Annotated in this window: 15 protein-coding genes; 1 reads left to right on the forward strand and 14 read right to left on the reverse strand. The window is 43.9% G+C overall.

Annotation, left to right across the window (positions count from 1 at the left end):
* Positions 1–143: 143 nt before the first annotated feature.
* The 5 genes from rpoZ to ACH0BF_RS08400 all read right to left on the reverse strand — a co-directional run bounded on the left by rpoZ (position 144) and on the right by ACH0BF_RS08400 (position 4,933).
* A complete protein-coding gene (rpoZ, locus tag ACH0BF_RS08380) occupies positions 144–371 on the reverse strand; it encodes a DNA-directed RNA polymerase subunit omega (protein ID WP_120037138.1) in 228 nt (75 codons plus the stop codon).
* A gap of 1 nt (position 372) precedes the next feature.
* Positions 373–987: a guanylate kinase gene (gene gmk, locus ACH0BF_RS08385; RefSeq protein WP_120037136.1), complete on the reverse strand. Its 615-nt coding sequence runs from the start codon at positions 985–987 to the stop codon at positions 373–375.
* The gene (remA, locus tag ACH0BF_RS08390; RefSeq protein ID WP_120037134.1) at positions 984–1,259 is read right to left on the reverse strand and encodes an extracellular matrix/biofilm regulator RemA; all 276 of its coding nucleotides are present in this window, start codon (positions 1,257–1,259) and stop codon (positions 984–986) included. The genes gmk and remA overlap by 4 nt, the downstream gene beginning before the upstream one ends.
* A gap of 44 nt (positions 1,260–1,303) precedes the next feature.
* Entirely contained in the window at positions 1,304–2,179 is an 876-nt protein-coding gene (locus ACH0BF_RS08395) for a YicC/YloC family endoribonuclease (RefSeq protein WP_120037132.1), read from the reverse strand.
* A gap of 75 nt (positions 2,180–2,254) precedes the next feature.
* Positions 2,255–4,933, reverse strand: a complete 2,679-nt coding sequence (locus ACH0BF_RS08400; RefSeq protein WP_120037130.1) for a cation-translocating P-type ATPase — start codon at positions 4,931–4,933, stop codon at positions 2,255–2,257.
* Positions 4,934–5,053: 120 nt separating this feature from the next.
* Between ACH0BF_RS08400 and ACH0BF_RS08405 the strand changes: the two genes are divergently transcribed.
* Entirely contained in the window at positions 5,054–6,763 is a 1,710-nt protein-coding gene (locus ACH0BF_RS08405) for an Rqc2 family fibronectin-binding protein (RefSeq protein WP_340854750.1), read from the forward strand.
* A gap of 60 nt (positions 6,764–6,823) precedes the next feature.
* Here ACH0BF_RS08405 and pyrE read toward each other — a convergent pair whose 3' ends face one another.
* The 9 genes from pyrE to pyrR all read right to left on the reverse strand — a co-directional run bounded on the left by pyrE (position 6,824) and on the right by pyrR (position 17,092).
* Entirely contained in the window at positions 6,824–7,447 is a 624-nt protein-coding gene (pyrE, locus tag ACH0BF_RS08410) for an orotate phosphoribosyltransferase (protein WP_120037128.1), read from the reverse strand.
* On the reverse strand, positions 7,437–8,153 hold the full coding sequence (pyrF, locus tag ACH0BF_RS08415; RefSeq protein WP_406909269.1) for an orotidine-5'-phosphate decarboxylase: 717 nt from the start codon (positions 8,151–8,153) through the stop codon (positions 7,437–7,439). The genes pyrE and pyrF overlap by 11 nt, the downstream gene beginning before the upstream one ends.
* Complete coding sequence (locus ACH0BF_RS08420) at positions 8,125–9,066, reverse strand: dihydroorotate dehydrogenase (RefSeq protein ID WP_340854754.1); 942 nt, start codon at positions 9,064–9,066, stop codon at positions 8,125–8,127. The genes pyrF and ACH0BF_RS08420 overlap by 29 nt, the downstream gene beginning before the upstream one ends.
* Positions 9,063–9,842 (reverse strand): dihydroorotate dehydrogenase electron transfer subunit, encoded by a 780-nt coding sequence (locus ACH0BF_RS08425; RefSeq protein ID WP_340854755.1) that lies wholly within the window; start codon positions 9,840–9,842, stop codon positions 9,063–9,065. The genes ACH0BF_RS08420 and ACH0BF_RS08425 overlap by 4 nt, the downstream gene beginning before the upstream one ends.
* A complete protein-coding gene (gene carB / locus ACH0BF_RS08430) occupies positions 9,839–13,057 on the reverse strand; it encodes a carbamoyl-phosphate synthase large subunit (protein ID WP_340854756.1) in 3,219 nt (1,072 codons plus the stop codon). The genes ACH0BF_RS08425 and carB overlap by 4 nt, the downstream gene beginning before the upstream one ends.
* Complete coding sequence (locus tag ACH0BF_RS08435) at positions 13,050–14,141, reverse strand: carbamoyl phosphate synthase small subunit (protein ID WP_340856446.1); 1,092 nt, start codon at positions 14,139–14,141, stop codon at positions 13,050–13,052. The genes carB and ACH0BF_RS08435 overlap by 8 nt, the downstream gene beginning before the upstream one ends.
* A complete protein-coding gene (locus tag ACH0BF_RS08440) occupies positions 14,138–15,424 on the reverse strand; it encodes a dihydroorotase (RefSeq protein ID WP_340854758.1) in 1,287 nt (428 codons plus the stop codon). The genes ACH0BF_RS08435 and ACH0BF_RS08440 overlap by 4 nt, the downstream gene beginning before the upstream one ends.
* Positions 15,387–16,316, reverse strand: a complete 930-nt coding sequence (locus ACH0BF_RS08445; RefSeq protein ID WP_120038179.1) for an aspartate carbamoyltransferase catalytic subunit — start codon at positions 16,314–16,316, stop codon at positions 15,387–15,389. Before ACH0BF_RS08445 ends, ACH0BF_RS08440 begins: the two co-directional genes overlap by 38 nt.
* A 239-nt stretch (positions 16,317–16,555) precedes the next feature.
* Positions 16,556–17,092 (reverse strand): bifunctional pyr operon transcriptional regulator/uracil phosphoribosyltransferase PyrR, encoded by a 537-nt coding sequence (gene pyrR, locus ACH0BF_RS08450; protein ID WP_120037118.1) that lies wholly within the window; start codon positions 17,090–17,092, stop codon positions 16,556–16,558.
* Between the last annotated feature and the right edge of the window lie 146 nt (positions 17,093–17,238).

Consider the following 17,238-nt stretch of genomic DNA (forward strand, 5'->3'; position numbering starts at 1 on the left):
AACATTGTTTAAAACAGCTTTTGTCTACTTTATAAGCGCATATACGGCTATTTCAGTTATATGAGTATTGACTTTCTTCACTTACATCTCTTTTCATGTAAAAAAATAACAACCTTCCAAAGGTTGTTATTCCTGAAGCCGTTTTACACTTCATCATCGTAAATTTGATCTTGATCTTTTTCTTTCATTTTTAGTTTATCGGCATAGATCTCTTCAAGCGCGCGACCGACATATTTGTGAGAAACGTAAGAATCGAGCATTTGCGTAGAATCATTTTCCTGAAGGCTGCGGGCACGTTTCGCCGCAATGCTGACTAAAGAATATTTAGAATCAATTTTTGTTAACAGATTATCAATAGACGGATATAACATCTCAATCACTCTCCAACATTTTTTTATAGCGATGCTGCACACGTTCCCGACGGCAATGCTCAGCCACGATAATAGCCTGTATACGGCTGCACGCTTTTTCAACTTCATCATTTTCCACGACGTAATCATATAGATTCATCATTTCAATTTCTTTTCGGGCTTTTTCCATTCGGCCTTTAATTACTTCATCGCTTTCCGTTCCACGTGTCAGGATTCGGCTATGAAGTTCTGACAAGCTCGGCGGTGCCAGAAAAATAAATAGTCCTTCCGGGAATTTTTCCCGTACTTGGCGAGCCCCCTGCACTTCAATCTCCAGAAAAATATCACGGCCATCATCAAGCGTTTCCCGTACATAATCAACAGGAGTGCCATAATAATTGCCGACGAATTCTGCATATTCGAGCAGCTTGCCTTCAGCAATTAACTGTTCAAACTCTTCCCTGGACTTGAAAAAATAATCGACGCCGTCCACTTCTCCTTTACGCGGAGCACGCGTGGTCATTGAAATAGAATATTCAAACTTCACATCCGGCTGCGAGAAAATTTCTTTTCTTACCGTTCCTTTTCCCACTCCGGAAGGTCCTGATAAAACAATCAGTAAACCTTTTTCTTTCATGCCTTTCCCTGCCCTTCTTCAGTTACTTCTTCTTTGGAGAGAATTCGCTGGGCAACTGTTTCCGGCTGGACAGCAGATAAAATGACATGGTCGCTGTCCATCACGAGCACCGCTCTTGTTCTTCTTCCATAAGTAGCGTCAATCAGCGTGCCTGCTTCTCTTGCCTCCTGCACAAAGCGCTTGATCGGTGCCGACTCCGGACTGACAATAGAGATGATCCGATTCGCAGATACAATATTGCCAAATCCGATATTAATTAATCGAATGGACATAAAGTTCCTCCAATATAACAGCCTTTAATAAAGCAAGCTTTGTTTTATTCGATATTTTGCACTTGTTCTCTCATTTTTTCAAGACTTGTCTTTAACTCAACAACACCTGAACTAATCATAGAATCATTCGCTTTCGAACCAATCGTATTCACTTCGCGGTTCATTTCCTGAATCATAAAATCCAATTTGCGGCCAACAGATCCTTCCTGTTCAAGGGCCTGACGAAATTGCTGGATATGACTTTCAAGACGGATGCATTCCTCATGTATATCCGATTTATCGGCAAATACCGCCACCTCTGTTGCCAGCCGGTCCGGATCGAATGCACCCGATACTATTTCCTTCATTCGGCGCTCAAGCCGCTGACTGTATGCTTCAATGACTATCGGCGCTCTCTTTTTGATCTGAAACAGTCTTTGTTCCAAATCCGCTAACAAAAGAAGAAGATCCTTCTTTAATTCCTCTCCCTCCACACGGCGCATTTCATACAGCCGTGCTGCTGCAGAAGCAACCGTTTCTAAAACAAGACTTTCCAATGCTGAGTTTTCTTCTTCGCTTTCCTCGATTGTAATAAAATCCGAGCGCTGCAGCAAATCTTTCAAATCTGGCTTTCCTGATAACCCATGCTTTTCGGTTATTTGTTCCATCAAGCTGACAAACTCCCCCATCAGCTGCCAATCGACCTGCAGTGTTCGATGAACGAGACCTCCTCCTTCAATGGTAACAAATAGCTCAACCCGGCCTCTTTGTATGTATTTTGATAGCTCTTTCTTTATTTTATCTTCAATTTTTATTAATTGTCTCGGCATTCTTATTTGAAACTCGCTAAACCGATGATTGACCGACTTCATCTCTACAATCACCGCACAATCGGCTGATTTTATTTTGCTTCTGCCAAATCCTGTCATGCTCGTTACCATCAGCCACTCACATCCTGTCGACATAATAAAAAGGCAATAGAGTTTACTCTACTACCTTTCATATTGTACCATATTCTATTTTCTTTTTCTTGCAAAAAATGATCCTGCAAGTAAAAATGTCGGGATAGCTCCAATTCCAAAGACGAGCAGCCATTCTCTTGGTGCGAGAGCAACTGTATGGAAAATTGTCTGAAGCTGAGGTATATAAATAACGGCAACCATCAGCAAGAAGGAAGAGATAACCGCTGCGATCAAATACATATTGCCAAATGGATTGCGCGCCAGTACCGATTTTTCACTTCGGCAATCAAATACGTGGATCAATTGAGCCGTTACGAGTGTAGCAAACGCCACCGTCTGAGCATAAACCAAATTGTGAGAGTGCTGCTGATAGGCGATAATAAAAGCAACAAGTGTCGCTGCACCGATTAAAAATCCACGGGAAACAATTTTCCATGCAAGCCCTCTCGCAAACACACCTTCTTTCGGGTGCCTAGGCGGTCTTTTCATCACATCTTCCTCTGCCTTATCAAGGCCAAGAGCCAGTGCTGGCAGGCCGTCTGTTACTAAGTTTACCCATAAAATTTGAATCGGAACGAGCGGCAGAGGCATACCTAAAATCATCGCAAATAGCATCACTAAAATTTCACCGACATTAGATGCCAGCAAGTACCGGATAAACTTGCGGATATTTTCATAGATGTTTCGGCCTTCTTCTACAGCGGCTTTAATAGTAGCAAAATGATCATTTGCTAAAACTAATGAGGAAGCTTCTTTGGCGACATCAGTGCCCGTTATCCCCATGGCTATCCCGATGTCAGCCGCCTTAATCGCCGGAGCATCGTTCACCCCATCTCCAGTCATGGCTACAATGTGCCCTTTCTTTTGCAAAGCTTTAACAATTTTTAGCTTATCCTCCGGAGAAACTCGTGCATACACAGCTGTATGTTCCGCTGCTTTTTCCATTTCTTCCTCCGTCATCTCACTGAGCGCCTGTCCGTCTAGAATATCTGATTGACGATCGGCAAGCCCTAAGTCGCCGGCAATGGCTGCTGCCGTTTCTTTATGATCCCCGGTAATCATAATAGTCCGGATGCCGGCCTGTCTACATTCTGTGATTGCCTGCTTAACCTCTGGTCGCGGTGGATCAATCATCCCCTGCATTCCGATAAATGTCATGCCGGACTCAGCTTGTGCGGCATCATTAATTGTGTCTGTCGCACGCAGCGGCTTATAAGCAACAGCGATAACCCGCAGAGCTCTGCCTGCAAGGGTTTGCAACATTTCTTCCGTTTTCTTTCTATATAATTTGGAGAAGACCTGTCTCTTTTCTTCCCATAAGATATAATCACTCTTTCCCATTAGAACGTCCGGCGCTCCCTTTGTAACCGTAAAACGCTGGCCCTGTGCATCCTTAATTATTACGGTCATCATTTTTCTTTTCGAATCAAAGGGAAACTCCTGCTCCACTGTAAAAGTCTTTGCAAGCTGTTCGCGACTCAATCCAGCTTTGAATGCTGCTGTTAGAAGCGCTCCTTCTGTCGGATCTCCCTGAACCACATATTCTTTCTCTTTCTTTTTTAATTCCGCGTGGTTGCATAACAGTCCAAATGTGAGCAGCTGATACAGACTCTTCTCTGCTGAGGGAGTGATTTCTGTCGTTTCTTCAAAAAATTTCCCCTTTGGTTCATAGCCTTTCCCGCTAATCATCCAATGTTTTCCGCCACCCCATGCGTCAGTAACCGTCATTTGATTTTGAGTCATGGTACCGGTTTTATCTGAACAAATGACAGTTGTACATCCAAGTGTTTCTACAGCAGCTAGCTGTCGGACAATCGCTTTTTGCCTAATCATGCGCTGAACACCAAGTGACAATGCAACGGTAACGATAGCCGGCAGCCCTTCCGGTATAGCGGCAACAGCAAGGGACACACCTGTCAATAGCATCGTATAGAGTTCATGCCCTTGAACAATACCAATCCCCACCACAAGAACAGTTAAAAACAAGGCAGCAGCGATTAGTATTTTTCCAAGCTGCTCCAATCGGCGTTGCAATGGTGTTTCTGATCGTTCGGCTGATTGTAGCATAGACGCGATATTTCCCATCGCTGTTTTCATGCCCGTCGCTGTCACTATACCAATCCCGCTTCCACGTGTAACGAGCGTACCCATGAATGCCATATTTTTCATATCAGCAAGAGCCGGATTTTCTCCTTTCAGCGGAGAGGCATGCTTTTCAACAGGAACAGATTCTCCGGTCATAGCAGATTCTTCAATTTCCAGATTAGTCGCTTCAAGCAGCCTGATATCTGCCCCAATCCGATCTCCAGCGGAAAATTTCAATACATCCCCCACAACAATATCGGCAGACTGTATTTTTTTCCATTCTCCATCACGCAAAGAGAGCGACTGCGGAGCGGACAATTCTTTTAATGCCTGCAAGGACTTCTCTGCTCTTCTTTCCTGCAGGAATCCAAGTACACCATTAATAATAATAATGGCAAAGATTGCAGCGGAGTCAATATACTCTCCCATTAAAGCGGAGATGACAGTCGCTGCAATGAGCACAAGAACCATAAAATCCTTAAACTGACGAATAAAAACCAGCCAGGCTGAAGGTAGCTTTCCCTCAGTCAGCTCATTGCTGCCATATTGGTTTTTTCGCCTTTCGGCTTCTTCTGTTGTTAACCCGCGCTGAATGCTTGTCTGAAGCTTCGTCTCTACTTCCTCTTGTCTCAGCTCGTGAAAATTCATCTCCTCACTCCTTTAATGGACAAACTTGTCCTTCTCATAGCATGATTATTCAGTCGCAGGTCAAAACATGTTATCATTTAGTTAAGTTTTAACTAAAGTTAAGGAAAAGGAAGACAGCCTATGTCATTTGACGGTTTATTTACAAGAGCGATTACAAAAGAATTATCTGAGAGTCTTCAGGGGGGACGAGTGAACAAAATTCACCAGCCCTATAAAAATGAAATTATTTTAATCATCCGGGCAAAAGGTAAAAATCATAAACTTTTACTTTCCGCCCATCCCTCCTATGCAAGGGTACAGCTAACCGTAGAAAGTTATGAGAACCCAAAAGAGCCTCCTCTTTTTTGTATGATGATGCGCAAGCATTTAGAAGGGGCTGTGTTAGAAGCTATTGAACAGGTGGAGCTCGACCGGCTCGTTATTTTTCACTTCAGAGGAAAAAACGAAATCGGCGATATTGCCTATAAACAGCTGTTTGTTGAGATTATGGGACGCCACAGCAATATTGTTCTCGTTGATCAGCAAAAAGGAACAATCATAGACAGCATCAAGCACATATCAGCGGCAGTGAACAGCTATCGGACCGTGCTGCCAGGCTATGATTACGTTTATCCTCCTGCACAAAATAAGATGAATCCCCTTACTTGTGACAGAGAAGATATTCTTCGACAGCTGGATTTTAATAGCGGCCGTCTCGACCGCCAGCTCGTTTCCGCATTTTCCGGGCTTTCTCCGCTAATCGCTAAGGAAATTGTCTACCAAAGCGGCCTGGCAAACCGAGAAACACTGCCTCATACGTTCATGGAAGAAATGAGGCCGATAAGGGAACATCACTATACCCCGACGCTTATTGAACATGACCAAAAATCTGCTTTTTATTTTAAAGATCTGCAGCATTTGCCAGGCGAGCGAAAAGTGTTTCAATCATTAAGCGAATTGCTGGATCGCTTCTACGTTGGGAAAGCAGACCGCGATCGGGTAAAACAGCAGGCGAATGATATTGAACGCTTGTTAAAAAATGAAAAAGAAAAAAATGAAACCAAGCTGCTCAAACTCGCACACACGTTAGAAGAAGCTGAACATGCTGATCGCTTTCAGTTATACGGGGAATTGTTAACCGCTCATTTATATGCAGTTGAAAAAGGAATGAAGGAAATAGAAGTCGTAAACTACTATGATGAAAGCGGCGGCAAAATTACCATTCCTTTGGATCCACAGAAAACACCATCAGAAAATGCGCAAAAGTTATTTTCAAAATACCAAAAAGCCAAAAACGCCATCTTAGCTGTAACTGATCAGATTGAGAGCACGAAAGAAGAAATTACTTATATTGATCACCTCCTGCAACAGATTGAATCTGCTTCACCGAAAGACATTGAGGAAATTCGTGAAGAATTAATAGATGAAGGCTATATGAAAGCAAAATCATCTAAGAAAAAGAAACCTGTAACTAGCAAGCCTGAACTGGAAACCTATGAAGCAAGTGACGGCACTCTTATTTTTGTTGGTAAAAACAATAAGCAAAATGATTATTTAACGAATAAATTTGCTCGACGGGATGAAATTTGGCTTCATACGAAAGATATTCCAGGATCTCATGTGGTCATTCGCAGCGAAGATCCGCCAGAAAGTACGATCTTAGAAGCTGCCAACCTTGCAGCCTATTTCAGCAAAGCAAAATCATCCAGTTCGGTCCCAGTCGATTTCACGAAAGTGCGGCATGTAAAAAAACCGAGTGGAGCCAAGCCAGGGTTCGTCATTTATGACAATCAGCAAACGGTGTATGTCACACCTAATGAAGATCTCGTAATAAAAATGAAGAAATCATAATAAAGGGCGGCTCGAAAAATTAGTATGCAACTAACTTTTCGGGCCGCCCCTTTTATCTTCTTATTTCCAGTTAGCAGGATTCTTTTGCCACTCGCGAAGTGTTTCCAGCTCGCTTTCTTTGACATACTCTTTTTCAACTGCTACTTCAATTAAGGTAGAATAGCTGCTTAGACTATGAGCGGTCACGTTCGCTGCTTCCAGCTTGTCTTTTCCTGCTTGCAGCTCATATGTAAAGATTGCTACGACGCCGAGCACTTCACATCCCGCTTCACGAAGAGCTTCCACTGCTGTAATGGCACTTCCACCTGTAGAGATTAAATCTTCAACGACGACTACTTTTGTTCCCGGTTCTGCTTTGCCTTCAATTTGGTTTCCTTTGCCGTGTCCTTTCGCTTTTGAACGGACATAGCACATGGGCAAGTCCATGAGGTCGCTGACCCAAGCAGCATGCGGAATACCTGCTGTCGCAGTGCCAGCAATCAGCTGCGCTTCCGGATAATGTTCCTCAATTAACGAAACGAGCCCTTTAGCGATCGTTTTTCTTGTTTCTGGATAAGACAATGTCAAGCGATTATCACAATAGATTGGTGATTTGATTCCGGAAGACCACGTAAATGGCTCGCTTGGTTGTAAAAAGACCGCTTGAATATCTAATAACTTTTCTGCAATTTCTTTATTTAACATTCGTCATCTCTCCCCACTGCTGCTTTACTTTTTGATAAGCTTTAAGCGGCTCAGTCGCCTTCGTAATGGAACGTCCTACCACAATCATTGAAGAACCAAGCACTCTCGCGCCTGCTGGGTCAGCAATTCTTTGCTGGTCGTTCGCTTCATCTTCCTTCAGCCGTATCCCCGGTGTCACTCGTAAGAATTCCGCTCCGCATACTTCACCGATACGCGCTGCTTCATGGACTGAACAGACGACACCATCACAGCCAGCTGCCTTCGTCAGCTTGGCATAATGAAGCACCGATTCTTCCAAAGAAACCGGTATAAGCTGTTCACTATGCATTTGTTTTTCGGAAGTGGAGGTTAACTGGGTAACTGCTAAAAGCAACGGCCTGTTCCCTGCTGCTCCTTGCTCTAATCCTTCCCTGGCAGCTGCCATCATTTTCTCTCCGCCTGCTGCATGCACATTGATCATATCGACGCCGAGGTTGGCAAGCCCCTTCATTGCTTGTTGTACGGTATTAGGGATATCGTGAAGTTTTAAATCTAAGAAAATTCGATGATTCATCTTTTTTAGCTTCTCAATAATAGCAGGGCCATTTTGCAAGTAAAGCTCCATTCCCACTTTTACATACAATGATTCTTTAGGGAAAAGCTGCAAAAAATGTTCTGTATCTTCCCATGTCGGAAAATCAAGAGCAATAATAGGTTCTTTTTCCATCTTCAGCCCAGCTCCTTCCTGTTAATTCGCTTATATGATCAATCTGATTCACACTCAAATACTCATCCAATTCCTTAATGAGCTCAGGACAAATGTATGGATTGGAAAAATTCGCTGTGCCAATCGCAACGGCATCGGCACCAGCCAGATAAAATTCAATAATATCTTCTACCGTAGAGATACCGCCCATACCAATGATCGGCAGGTTCGTCTGCTGGCTTACTTCGTAAATCATCCGGATCGCAACTGGCTTGATAGCTGGTCCTGATAAGCCGCCTGTCCGATTAGCGAGTATCGGCTTGCCTGTTTTTAAATCAATGCGCATGCCGAGCAGCGTGTTAATCATCGTTAAGCCATCGGCTCCGCCGTCTTCTACAGCTTTCGCCATTTCTACGATATTTGATACATTTGGAGACAGTTTCACATAAACTGGAACTTCAGATACTTCCTTGACTTTCTTCGTCAAATGTTTTGCTGTTTCTGGCACTGTTCCAAAAGCGATTCCACCTGTTTTTACATTTGGACAAGAGATGTTTAGCTCTAGCGCCTGAACATGGGGAGAGCTTGAAATCGTACGGGCTACTTCTACATAATCTTCTACTTGGGAACCAGCTACATTGGCAATGATCGGCACATTATGTTGCGCTAACCAAGGCAGTTCTCTTTCCATTACTTTTTCTAGCCCTGGGTTTTGCAAACCAATGGCATTTAGCATTCCTGCCGGTGTTTCCGCTACACGCGGAGTCGGATTGCCAAAGCGCGGTTCTTCAGTTGTTGCTTTAATCATGATGGCCCCCAGAACATCCAGGTCATAAAGTTGGCTAAATTCACGACCAAAACCGAAGCAGCCCGATGCAGGCATGATAGGATTTTTTAATGTTAAACCAGGCAGTTTCGTTTCTAATCTACTCATAAAGCCACCTCTCCCATTGGAAATACAGGTCCATCACTGCAGACTTTGCGGTATTCCGTGCCAGTTGGGTCATTTTGTGTATGGCACACACAGGCAAAGCAAGCGCCGATGCCGCAGCCCATCCGTTCCTCTAATGAAATAAATCCTTTTTTCGTTAATTGCAGCTCCTCGAGTGCTCTCAACATGACAACTGGACCGCAGGAGTACAAGATATCCCCTTGTAAATTAAACTCACGGATCGCATCTGTTACAAATCCTTTTGTACCGAGTGAACCATCAACAGTCGCGACATATGTTTCGCCTAGTTCAGCAAATCTATCTTCATAAAAAGCAACATCTGCTGATTGAAAACCTAGCACATGAATTGTCTTTACACCTTTTTCGTTTAACCGTTGAGATAATTCATACAGCGGTGGCACTCCGATGCCGCCTCCGACTAAAATAGCCGTTTCTCCTGCTTGTGCTTCATTCACTGGGAAACCATGGCCAAGCGGGCCAAGTACATCAACTTGATCCCCTGGCTTTTTTTCAGCAAGCAGTTTTGTCCCTTCGCCCTCTGCCCGGTAAATCATTGTAAAGCGTGAGTTCACCTGATCGATATTTGCAATACTGATAGGCCGGCGAAGCAGCGGCATCGTTTGTCCGCTTACTTTAAGATGAACGAACCGGCCAGGTTCGTTCATCTCTTGTACGAGCTCACCTTGAAGAGTGAGCTCATATATATTTTTAGCAATGTTTTGTTGCGAAACAACCGTCATCCATTCTTTTTTAATCATATAAACACCGCCTCAGACTTTTTTGAAGTCTCGGCCTTCGGCATAGATTCCGCAGAGAAAATCATTGATTCTAACACACGCAGAATGGCTTCTGCTGTATCCAAGGACGTTAGACATGGAATGCCGTTTTCTACTGTTTCGCGGCGAATACGGAATCCATCACGCGCAGGCTGTTTGCCTCTTGTTAATGTGTTAATAACAAATTGGGCTTCACCAGAGCGGATGGTGTCAAGAATGTCGGGTCCTTTTGCGCCAATTTTAGCCACTGTTTCTGCAGGCACTCCAGCTTCTTTAAGATATTGCGCCGTGCCGTGCGTAGCCAGTAGTTTGTAGCCGATATTATAGAAGCGTTTTGCTAAGTCTAGTGCTTCTTCTTTGTCTTTATCTGCTACTGTCATTAAGACGGTGCCTTTTGTAGGAATCTTAATGCCAGCTGCCACAAGCCCCTTATACAAAGCTTTTTCAACTGTTGTGTCTTTCCCCATTACTTCACCTGTTGATTTCATCTCAGGTCCAAGTGTAGTATCTACACGGCGCAATTTAGCGAATGAGAACACCGGCACTTTCACGAACACGCCTTTCTCTTCTTTTACAAGGCCTGTTTCATACCCCTGGCTTTGCAGGGAGTGTCCAAGGATCGCTTTCGTCGCAATGTTCGCCATTGGGATGTTCGTAATTTTGCTAAGGAAAGGAACCGTACGGCTTGAACGTGGATTGACTTCCAGCACGAATACTTCTCCTCTAGAAACCACATATTGGATGTTTAATAAACCGACAATATTCAAGCCTTTCGCCAATCGGATCGTATAATCCACAATCGTTTCTTTTTGTTCTTTTGTCAATTGCTGCGGCGGATATACTGCAATCGAGTCACCAGAGTGAACACCAGCCCGCTCGATATGTTCCATAATGCCTGGGATCACAACATCTGTACCATCAGAAATGGCATCTACTTCAATTTCTTTTCCAGTTAAGTAGCGGTCGATGAGTACTGGATGATCTGGATTGACTTTCACGGCATTTTTCATGTAGTGAAGCAGCTCAGCTTCTTTATACACAATCTCCATAGCCCGGCCGCCGAGTACATAAGACGGACGAACGAGAACCGGATAACCAATCTCTTCAGCAATTTTTACAGCGGCTTCTACAGAGAAAGCTGTTTTTCCAAGCGGCTGTGGAATGTCTAAGGATTGAAGTGTTTGTTCGAATTTATCACGGTTCTCTGCTCGATCCAGGTCCTCAACCGTTGTGCCTAGAACTTTCACTCCGTGTTCTATCAATTTTTCTGCTAGATTAATCGCTGTTTGGCCGCCAAATTGAACAACAACGCCCTCTGGCTGTTCTAAATCAATGATATGCATAACATCTTCAATCGTAAGCGGTTCAAAGTACAGCTTGTCAGATATACTAAAGTCTGTTGATACGGTTTCTGGGTTGTTATTGATAATGATCGCTTCATATCCAGCTTCTTTAATCGCCCAGACAGAGTGAACCGTTGCATAGTCAAACTCAACCCCCTGACCGATACGGATCGGTCCAGAACCAAGTACAACTACCTTTTTGCGGTCCGTTACGATGGACTCGTTTTCTTCTTCATACGTTCCATAATAATATGGCGTTGCAGATTCAAACTCAGCCGCACATGTATCTACCATCTTATACACTGGGATAATTTGATTTTCTTTGCGCCAGTCATATACTTCTTTTTCTCTGACGCCCCAAAGCGCAGCAATAGTAGAGTCAGCAAAGCCCATTTCTTTAGCTGTTTGTGCTGTTTCTGCATCAAATCGGTTCGCTGCTACTTCTTTCTCAAACTCGACAATATTTGAGAATTTCTTTAAGAAGAATAGATCGATTTGGCACCACTCATGAATCGCTTCAATGGTTACACCGCGGCGCAGCGCTTCACCAATATAGAAGAGTCTTTCGTCTCCTGCTTTTCTAATACGCTTTTCAATCAACGCATCGCTTGCTTCCTTCGCATCTTCAAGCTCCAAATGATACACACCGCTCTCAAGAGAACGAACAGCTTTCAGAATAGATTCCTCAAGCGTGCGGCCGATGGCCATCACTTCCCCTGTTGCTTTCATCTGCGTGCCAAGTGTACGGTTCGCAGACTCAAATTTATCAAACGGCCATCTTGGAATTTTTGAAACAATATAATCAAGGGCTGGCTCGAAGCAAGCGTATGTTTTTCCTGTTACCGGGTTTTTCATTTCATCTAACGTTAAGCCGACAGCAATTTTTGCAGCAAGCTTGGCAATTGGATAGCCTGTCGCTTTTGAAGCGAGGGCAGATGAACGGCTGACGCGCGGATTGACCTCAATGATGTAATATTGGAAGCTGTACGGATCAAGCGCAAGCTGCACATTACATCCGCCTTCAATACCAAGCGCACGAATGATTTTCAAGGAGGAATTCCGCAACATTTGATACTCACGGTCGCTTAGCGTCTGGCTTGGCGCCACAACAATGGAATCGCCTGTATGAACTCCCACCGGATCAATATTTTCCATGTTACAAACGACGATTGCATTGTCATTGGAGTCACGCATCACTTCATACTCAATTTCTTTAAAACCAGCAATGCTTTTCTCTAATAAACACTGTGTTACAGGGCTGTACTTAAGTCCGCTCGTTACCGTCTCAATCAGCTCTTCTTCGTTCGTACAGATTCCGCCGCCTGTACCGCCAAGCGTATAAGCCGGACGCACAATAACCGGATAGCCAATTTGTTCAACAAACGTATAGGCTTCTTCCAACGTATGGATAATTTCACTCTCCGGTACCGGCTCATTCAATTCATTCATGAGCTGTCGGAATAGATCACGGTCTTCTGCCTGCTCAATCGCTGACAATTCTGTTCCAAGCACTTTCACGCCGTACTCTTCTAAAACACCTGCTTTGGCAAGTTCTACAGCCATATTTAAGCCTGTTTGCCCACCGAGTGTTGGTAAGATCGCATCCGGGCGCTCTTTTTGAATAATCCGACTAACAAACTCTAATGTGATCGGTTCGATATAAACAGCATCAGCGATTTCAGTATCTGTCATGATCGTCGCTGGATTCGAGTTAACAAGGATTACACGGTAACCTTCTTCTTTTAAAGCCAAACAGGCTTGTGTTCCAGCATAATCAAACTCCGCAGCTTGGCCAATCACAATCGGACCTGATCCTATTACTAGTATACTTTCAATATCTGTACGTTTAGGCATGTTGAAGCTCCTTCCCAGCATGTTCTTTCATCATGTTGATAAAGCGGTCAAATAAGTGGTTGTCATCCTCTGGTCCTGGCGATGCTTCCGGATGATATTGAACCGTGAAGGCCGGATATGTTTTATGAGCAAGACCTTCAACTGTTCCGTCGTTTAACGCAATGTGAGTGACTTCTAATTCTGTATTGGCAATCGTCTCCTCATCTACTGCGTAGCTGTGGTTTTGAGAGGTAAGAGCTGTTTTTCCTGTAGCTAGATCTTTCACCGGATGATTGGAACCGCGATGCCCGAATTTCAATTTGAACGTATCTGCACCAGATGCAAGAGCAAACAGCTGATGGCCAAGACAGATGCCGAAGATCGGTGTTTTCCCAATCAGCTTTCTTACTGTTTCAATGGCGTGTGGTACATCTTTCGGATCTCCAGGTCCGTTGGACAGCATAATCCCATCAGGATTCAATTGCAGGATTTCCTCAGCTGTTGTATCGTGCGGAACGACGATCACATCGCAATCACGGTTGTTTAATTCGCGCAAGATGCCGTGCTTCATACCGAAATCCATAAGAACCACGCGGTAGCCACGTCCCGGATTCGGATAAGCGGATTTCGTAGACACCTGATCCACTTGATCTGTAGGCAAGACAGCTGCCCGCAGGCGATGAATCACGTCCTCTGCTTTTTCTTCCATGGAAACGATAGCGCCTTTTAATGTTCCGTACTGACGAATAATTCTTGTTAATTTCCTTGTATCTACTCCGGAGATAGCTGGGATTTGTTTCATTTTTAAATACTCATCAAGTGACATTTCGCTGCGAAAATTTGATGGAAAATCAGCTGCTTCCTTAACGATTAATGCTTTTACAGCAGGGTTGATTGTTTCAAAATCATCGCGATTAATCCCGTAGTTTCCGACTAAAGGATACGTAAAAGTAACAATTTGGCCACAGTAGGACGGATCAGATAATATTTCCTGATAGCCAGTCATTCCTGTTGTAAAGACCACTTCTCCAATGATATCTTTGTCACTGCCAAATCCCTTGCCAGCAAAGACTGTCCCATCTTCTAAAATCAGCTGTTTTTTCATGCCTGCACCTTTCCTTCCTGCCATACGAGTTTACCTTCTGAGATGGTGGCTGTTGGCCAGCCGTTGCATTTCCAACCCGCAAATGGGGTGTTTTTTCCTTTTGAGTAAAACTTTTCTGGATTAATTTCTTTTTCAGCCTGTAAATCAATTAGGGCAATATCAGCAACTGCTCCTTCTTCAAGCTTGCCATAAGGCAGTCCGAAAGCTTGTGCTGGTTTAATCGTCATCCAATCTACCAATTGTTTTAGCGTGATCAACCCTTTTTGTACCAGATGCGTGTATAGAAGTGGAAACGCCGTTTCCAATCCAACGATGCCAAATGGAGCGGTCTGCATGCCAGCTGCTTTTTCCTCAGCTGTATGCGGAGCATGATCAGTCGCAATGAAATCAATCGTTCCATCTAACAATCCTTCGATTAAGGCTTGCTGATCTTTTTTGCCACGTAACGGTGGATTCATTTTAAAGTTTGTATCCATTCCTGGAATGTCTTCATCACAAAGCAGCAAATGATGCGGTGTTACTTCGGCTGTTACGCGAATGCCTGCTCTTTTTGCATCTTTTACTGTTCTAACAGACCCCTCGGTACTAATATGACAAACATGATAGTGACATCCTGCCGCTTCAGCGATCAGTACATCCCGTGCAATATGTACAGATTCACAGATTGAAGGAATACCAGGAATATCATTTTCCGCTGCAAATTCGCCGGCATGAACCGCTCCTCCATAAATGAGCGAATTATCTTCACAATGAGCGACAACTGCTGCATCAATCGCTGCGGCCTTTTTCATAGCTTCGTACATCATCCCAGCCTGCTGTACACCGACCCCGTCATCTGTGAAAGCGAATGCTCCTGTTTCTTTTAAACTTGCAAAATCTGTCAACTCTTTTCCTGCTTCTCTAATCGTAATAGAAGCATATGGAAGCACCCGAACATGTGCTGTTTCTTCAATACGGTTATTTAAGTTAGTTAGGTTTTCAACTGTATCTGGCACAGGACGCGTATTCGGCATAGCTGCAATCGTAGTAAAGCCGCCTGCTGCCGCTGCCATAGTGCCTGTTTTAATTGTTTCTTTGTGTTCACCGCCCGGCTCGCGCAAATGAACATGCAGATCAATTAGGCCCGGTATAATAAGCTGTCCCTCTGCGTCCAGGATATTTTCTCCGTTCGCCGTCAAGTTCTCTCCTATCTCCGCGATCTTCGTTTCTTCTATCCGTATATCCTGTTTTTTCAGTTCCCCGTTCTCAGCAAGAATATTGCCATTTTTGATTAGCCAGTTCATTTGATAATCTCCCTTCCAGCACTTGTTTTAAAACAGCCATTCTGATGAATACACCGTTCTCCATTTGTTTGAAAATACGTGATCTGTCGCATTCTACGAGGCTATCTGCAATCTCGACATCTCGATTGACGGGAGCCGGATGCATGATGATACTTCCTGCCTTCATGCGTTTTTCTCTTTCTAGAGTTAAACCATACAAGTTATGGTATTCTTCTTTTGTCATAGCTGCTTTACCGCCATGGCGTTCATGTTGAATTCTGAGAAGCATTAAAACGTCGACTTCCTCGACAAGGCGGTCCAAGTCCATGTAGTCGCCAGCCGTTAAATAATCCTCAGCGAACCACTCAGGTGGGCCAGAGAAACGCACATCCGCACCAAGCTTACGGAGAGCTTCCGCATTTGAACGAGCTACTCGGCTGTGGCGAATATCGCCGACGATTCCTACTTTTACCCCCTCAAATCGTCCAAACTCCTGCTGAATGGTGAATAAATCAAGCAGGCACTGTGTAGGATGCTGTCCGCAGCCGTCCCCTGCGTTAATCACAGGAATATTCACTTTATTGACAAGCTGCTCGTAATATCGATCTTCTTCATGGCGGATGACGACCGCATTGACGCCGATCGACTCAAGCGTGCGTACAGTGTCATATAGTGTTTCTCCTTTTAAAACACTGGAACTACCTGCTTCAAATGGGATGACATCAAGGCCTAATTTTCTCTCAGCTACTTCAAAACTCGTCTTCGTACGCGTGCTTGCCTCGAAAAACAAGTTAGCTACAAATGTTTGTTGACCAGCATGCCAGATCTCACCTTGAGAAAATTTTTCTGCTTGCATTAATATTAACAGAATTTCATCTTTATTCATATCCTTAATTGAAACTAAATTTTGCATCATTGTTTTTCCGCCTCCATTTTTCATAAAAAAAACACCCATTTTCAAGGGTGTTTAGCATTTAGACAATGTTTTGGCGGCAACGCCATGCACACGATTGTCCTACACCCTTAAATGCCTCTCTGGACATTTTTAAAAGGTTCCTATGAAGTTATGCATGTTTATTGTATATTTTATACACTTCAACGCTAGCTTCCTCTTTGACTGTCTCTCTGGACAGCGATTAAAGAGCATTGATTTTATTCATGAATAGTTACTTGGTCTGTTCCGTCGACTTCTTCAAGTTCAACGACAATTCGTTCACTGCTAGCTGAAGGAATATTTTTACCGATATAATCTGCCCGGATCGGCAGCTCGCGATGGCCACGGTCAACTAGTACAGCCATTTGGATATGGGACGGACGTCCAACATCCATAAGGGCATCCATGGCAGCCCGAACTGTTCTGCCCGTGTAAAGCACATCATCAACCAGAATAACCACCTTATCTGTTACACTTACAGGGATATCAGAGCCTTTTACTTCAGGATCATTATTATCTGTCTTGATGGACAGATCATCTCTGTACAAACTGATATCAAGATCACCTACTGGTATGTCTTGGCCCTCTATTTGTTTAATGCGTTCTGCCAGCCTTTGAGCTAAATAAATCCCTCTTGTCTTGATCCCGATTAACACACAATTGGCAATGCCTTTATTTTTCTCCAATATTTCATGGGCAATTCGTGTCAGTGCCCGTCGTATGGCCTGTTCATCCATAACTGTCGCTTTTTCCATTCCATCACCTCATGACGTTGATCATAAAAAAATCCTCCCGCCGCGTAGACGAGAGGATAGATGTGTGTAAATATGCGAGGAAGACATAGCTTCTCCCTGCATATGATCCGTCACCTTCCCAGCCTCACGGGACTGTTTTTAAAGGT

This window comes from Pseudobacillus sp. 179-B 2D1 NHS, assembly GCF_045370945.1.
Taxonomy (GTDB): domain Bacteria; phylum Bacillota; class Bacilli; order Bacillales; family Domibacillaceae; genus Pseudobacillus.

Bases quoted from the DNA above. Each gene is read 5' to 3' on its own strand.
- rpoZ (WP_120037138.1), bottom strand. From the start codon at position 371: ATGTTATATCCGTCTATTGATAATCTGTTAACAAAAATTGATTCTAAA.
- gmk (WP_120037136.1), bottom strand. From the start codon at position 987: ATGAAAGAAAAAGGTTTACTGATTGTTTTATCAGGACCTTCCGGAGTG.
- remA (WP_120037134.1), bottom strand. From the start codon at position 1,259: ATGTCCATTCGATTAATTAATATCGGATTTGGCAATATTGTATCTGCG.
- ACH0BF_RS08395 (WP_120037132.1), bottom strand. From the start codon at position 2,179: ATGGTAACGAGCATGACAGGATTTGGCAGAAGCAAAATAAAATCAGCC.
- ACH0BF_RS08400 (WP_120037130.1), bottom strand. From the start codon at position 4,933: ATGAATTTTCACGAGCTGAGACAAGAGGAAGTAGAGACGAAGCTTCAG.
- ACH0BF_RS08405 (WP_340854750.1), top strand. From the start codon at position 5,054: ATGTCATTTGACGGTTTATTTACAAGAGCGATTACAAAAGAATTATCT.
- pyrE (WP_120037128.1), bottom strand. From the start codon at position 7,447: ATGTTAAATAAAGAAATTGCAGAAAAGTTATTAGATATTCAAGCGGTC.
- pyrF (WP_406909269.1), bottom strand. From the start codon at position 8,153: ATGGAAAAAGAACCTATTATTGCTCTTGATTTTCCGACATGGGAAGAT.
- ACH0BF_RS08420 (WP_340854754.1), bottom strand. From the start codon at position 9,066: ATGAGTAGATTAGAAACGAAACTGCCTGGTTTAACATTAAAAAATCCT.
- ACH0BF_RS08425 (WP_340854755.1), bottom strand. From the start codon at position 9,842: ATGATTAAAAAAGAATGGATGACGGTTGTTTCGCAACAAAACATTGCT.
- carB (WP_340854756.1), bottom strand. From the start codon at position 13,057: ATGCCTAAACGTACAGATATTGAAAGTATACTAGTAATAGGATCAGGT.
- ACH0BF_RS08435 (WP_340856446.1), bottom strand. From the start codon at position 14,141: ATGAAAAAACAGCTGATTTTAGAAGATGGGACAGTCTTTGCTGGCAAG.
- ACH0BF_RS08440 (WP_340854758.1), bottom strand. From the start codon at position 15,424: ATGAACTGGCTAATCAAAAATGGCAATATTCTTGCTGAGAACGGGGAA.
- ACH0BF_RS08445 (WP_120038179.1), bottom strand. From the start codon at position 16,316: ATGCAAAATTTAGTTTCAATTAAGGATATGAATAAAGATGAAATTCTG.
- pyrR (WP_120037118.1), bottom strand. From the start codon at position 17,092: ATGGAAAAAGCGACAGTTATGGATGAACAGGCCATACGACGGGCACTG.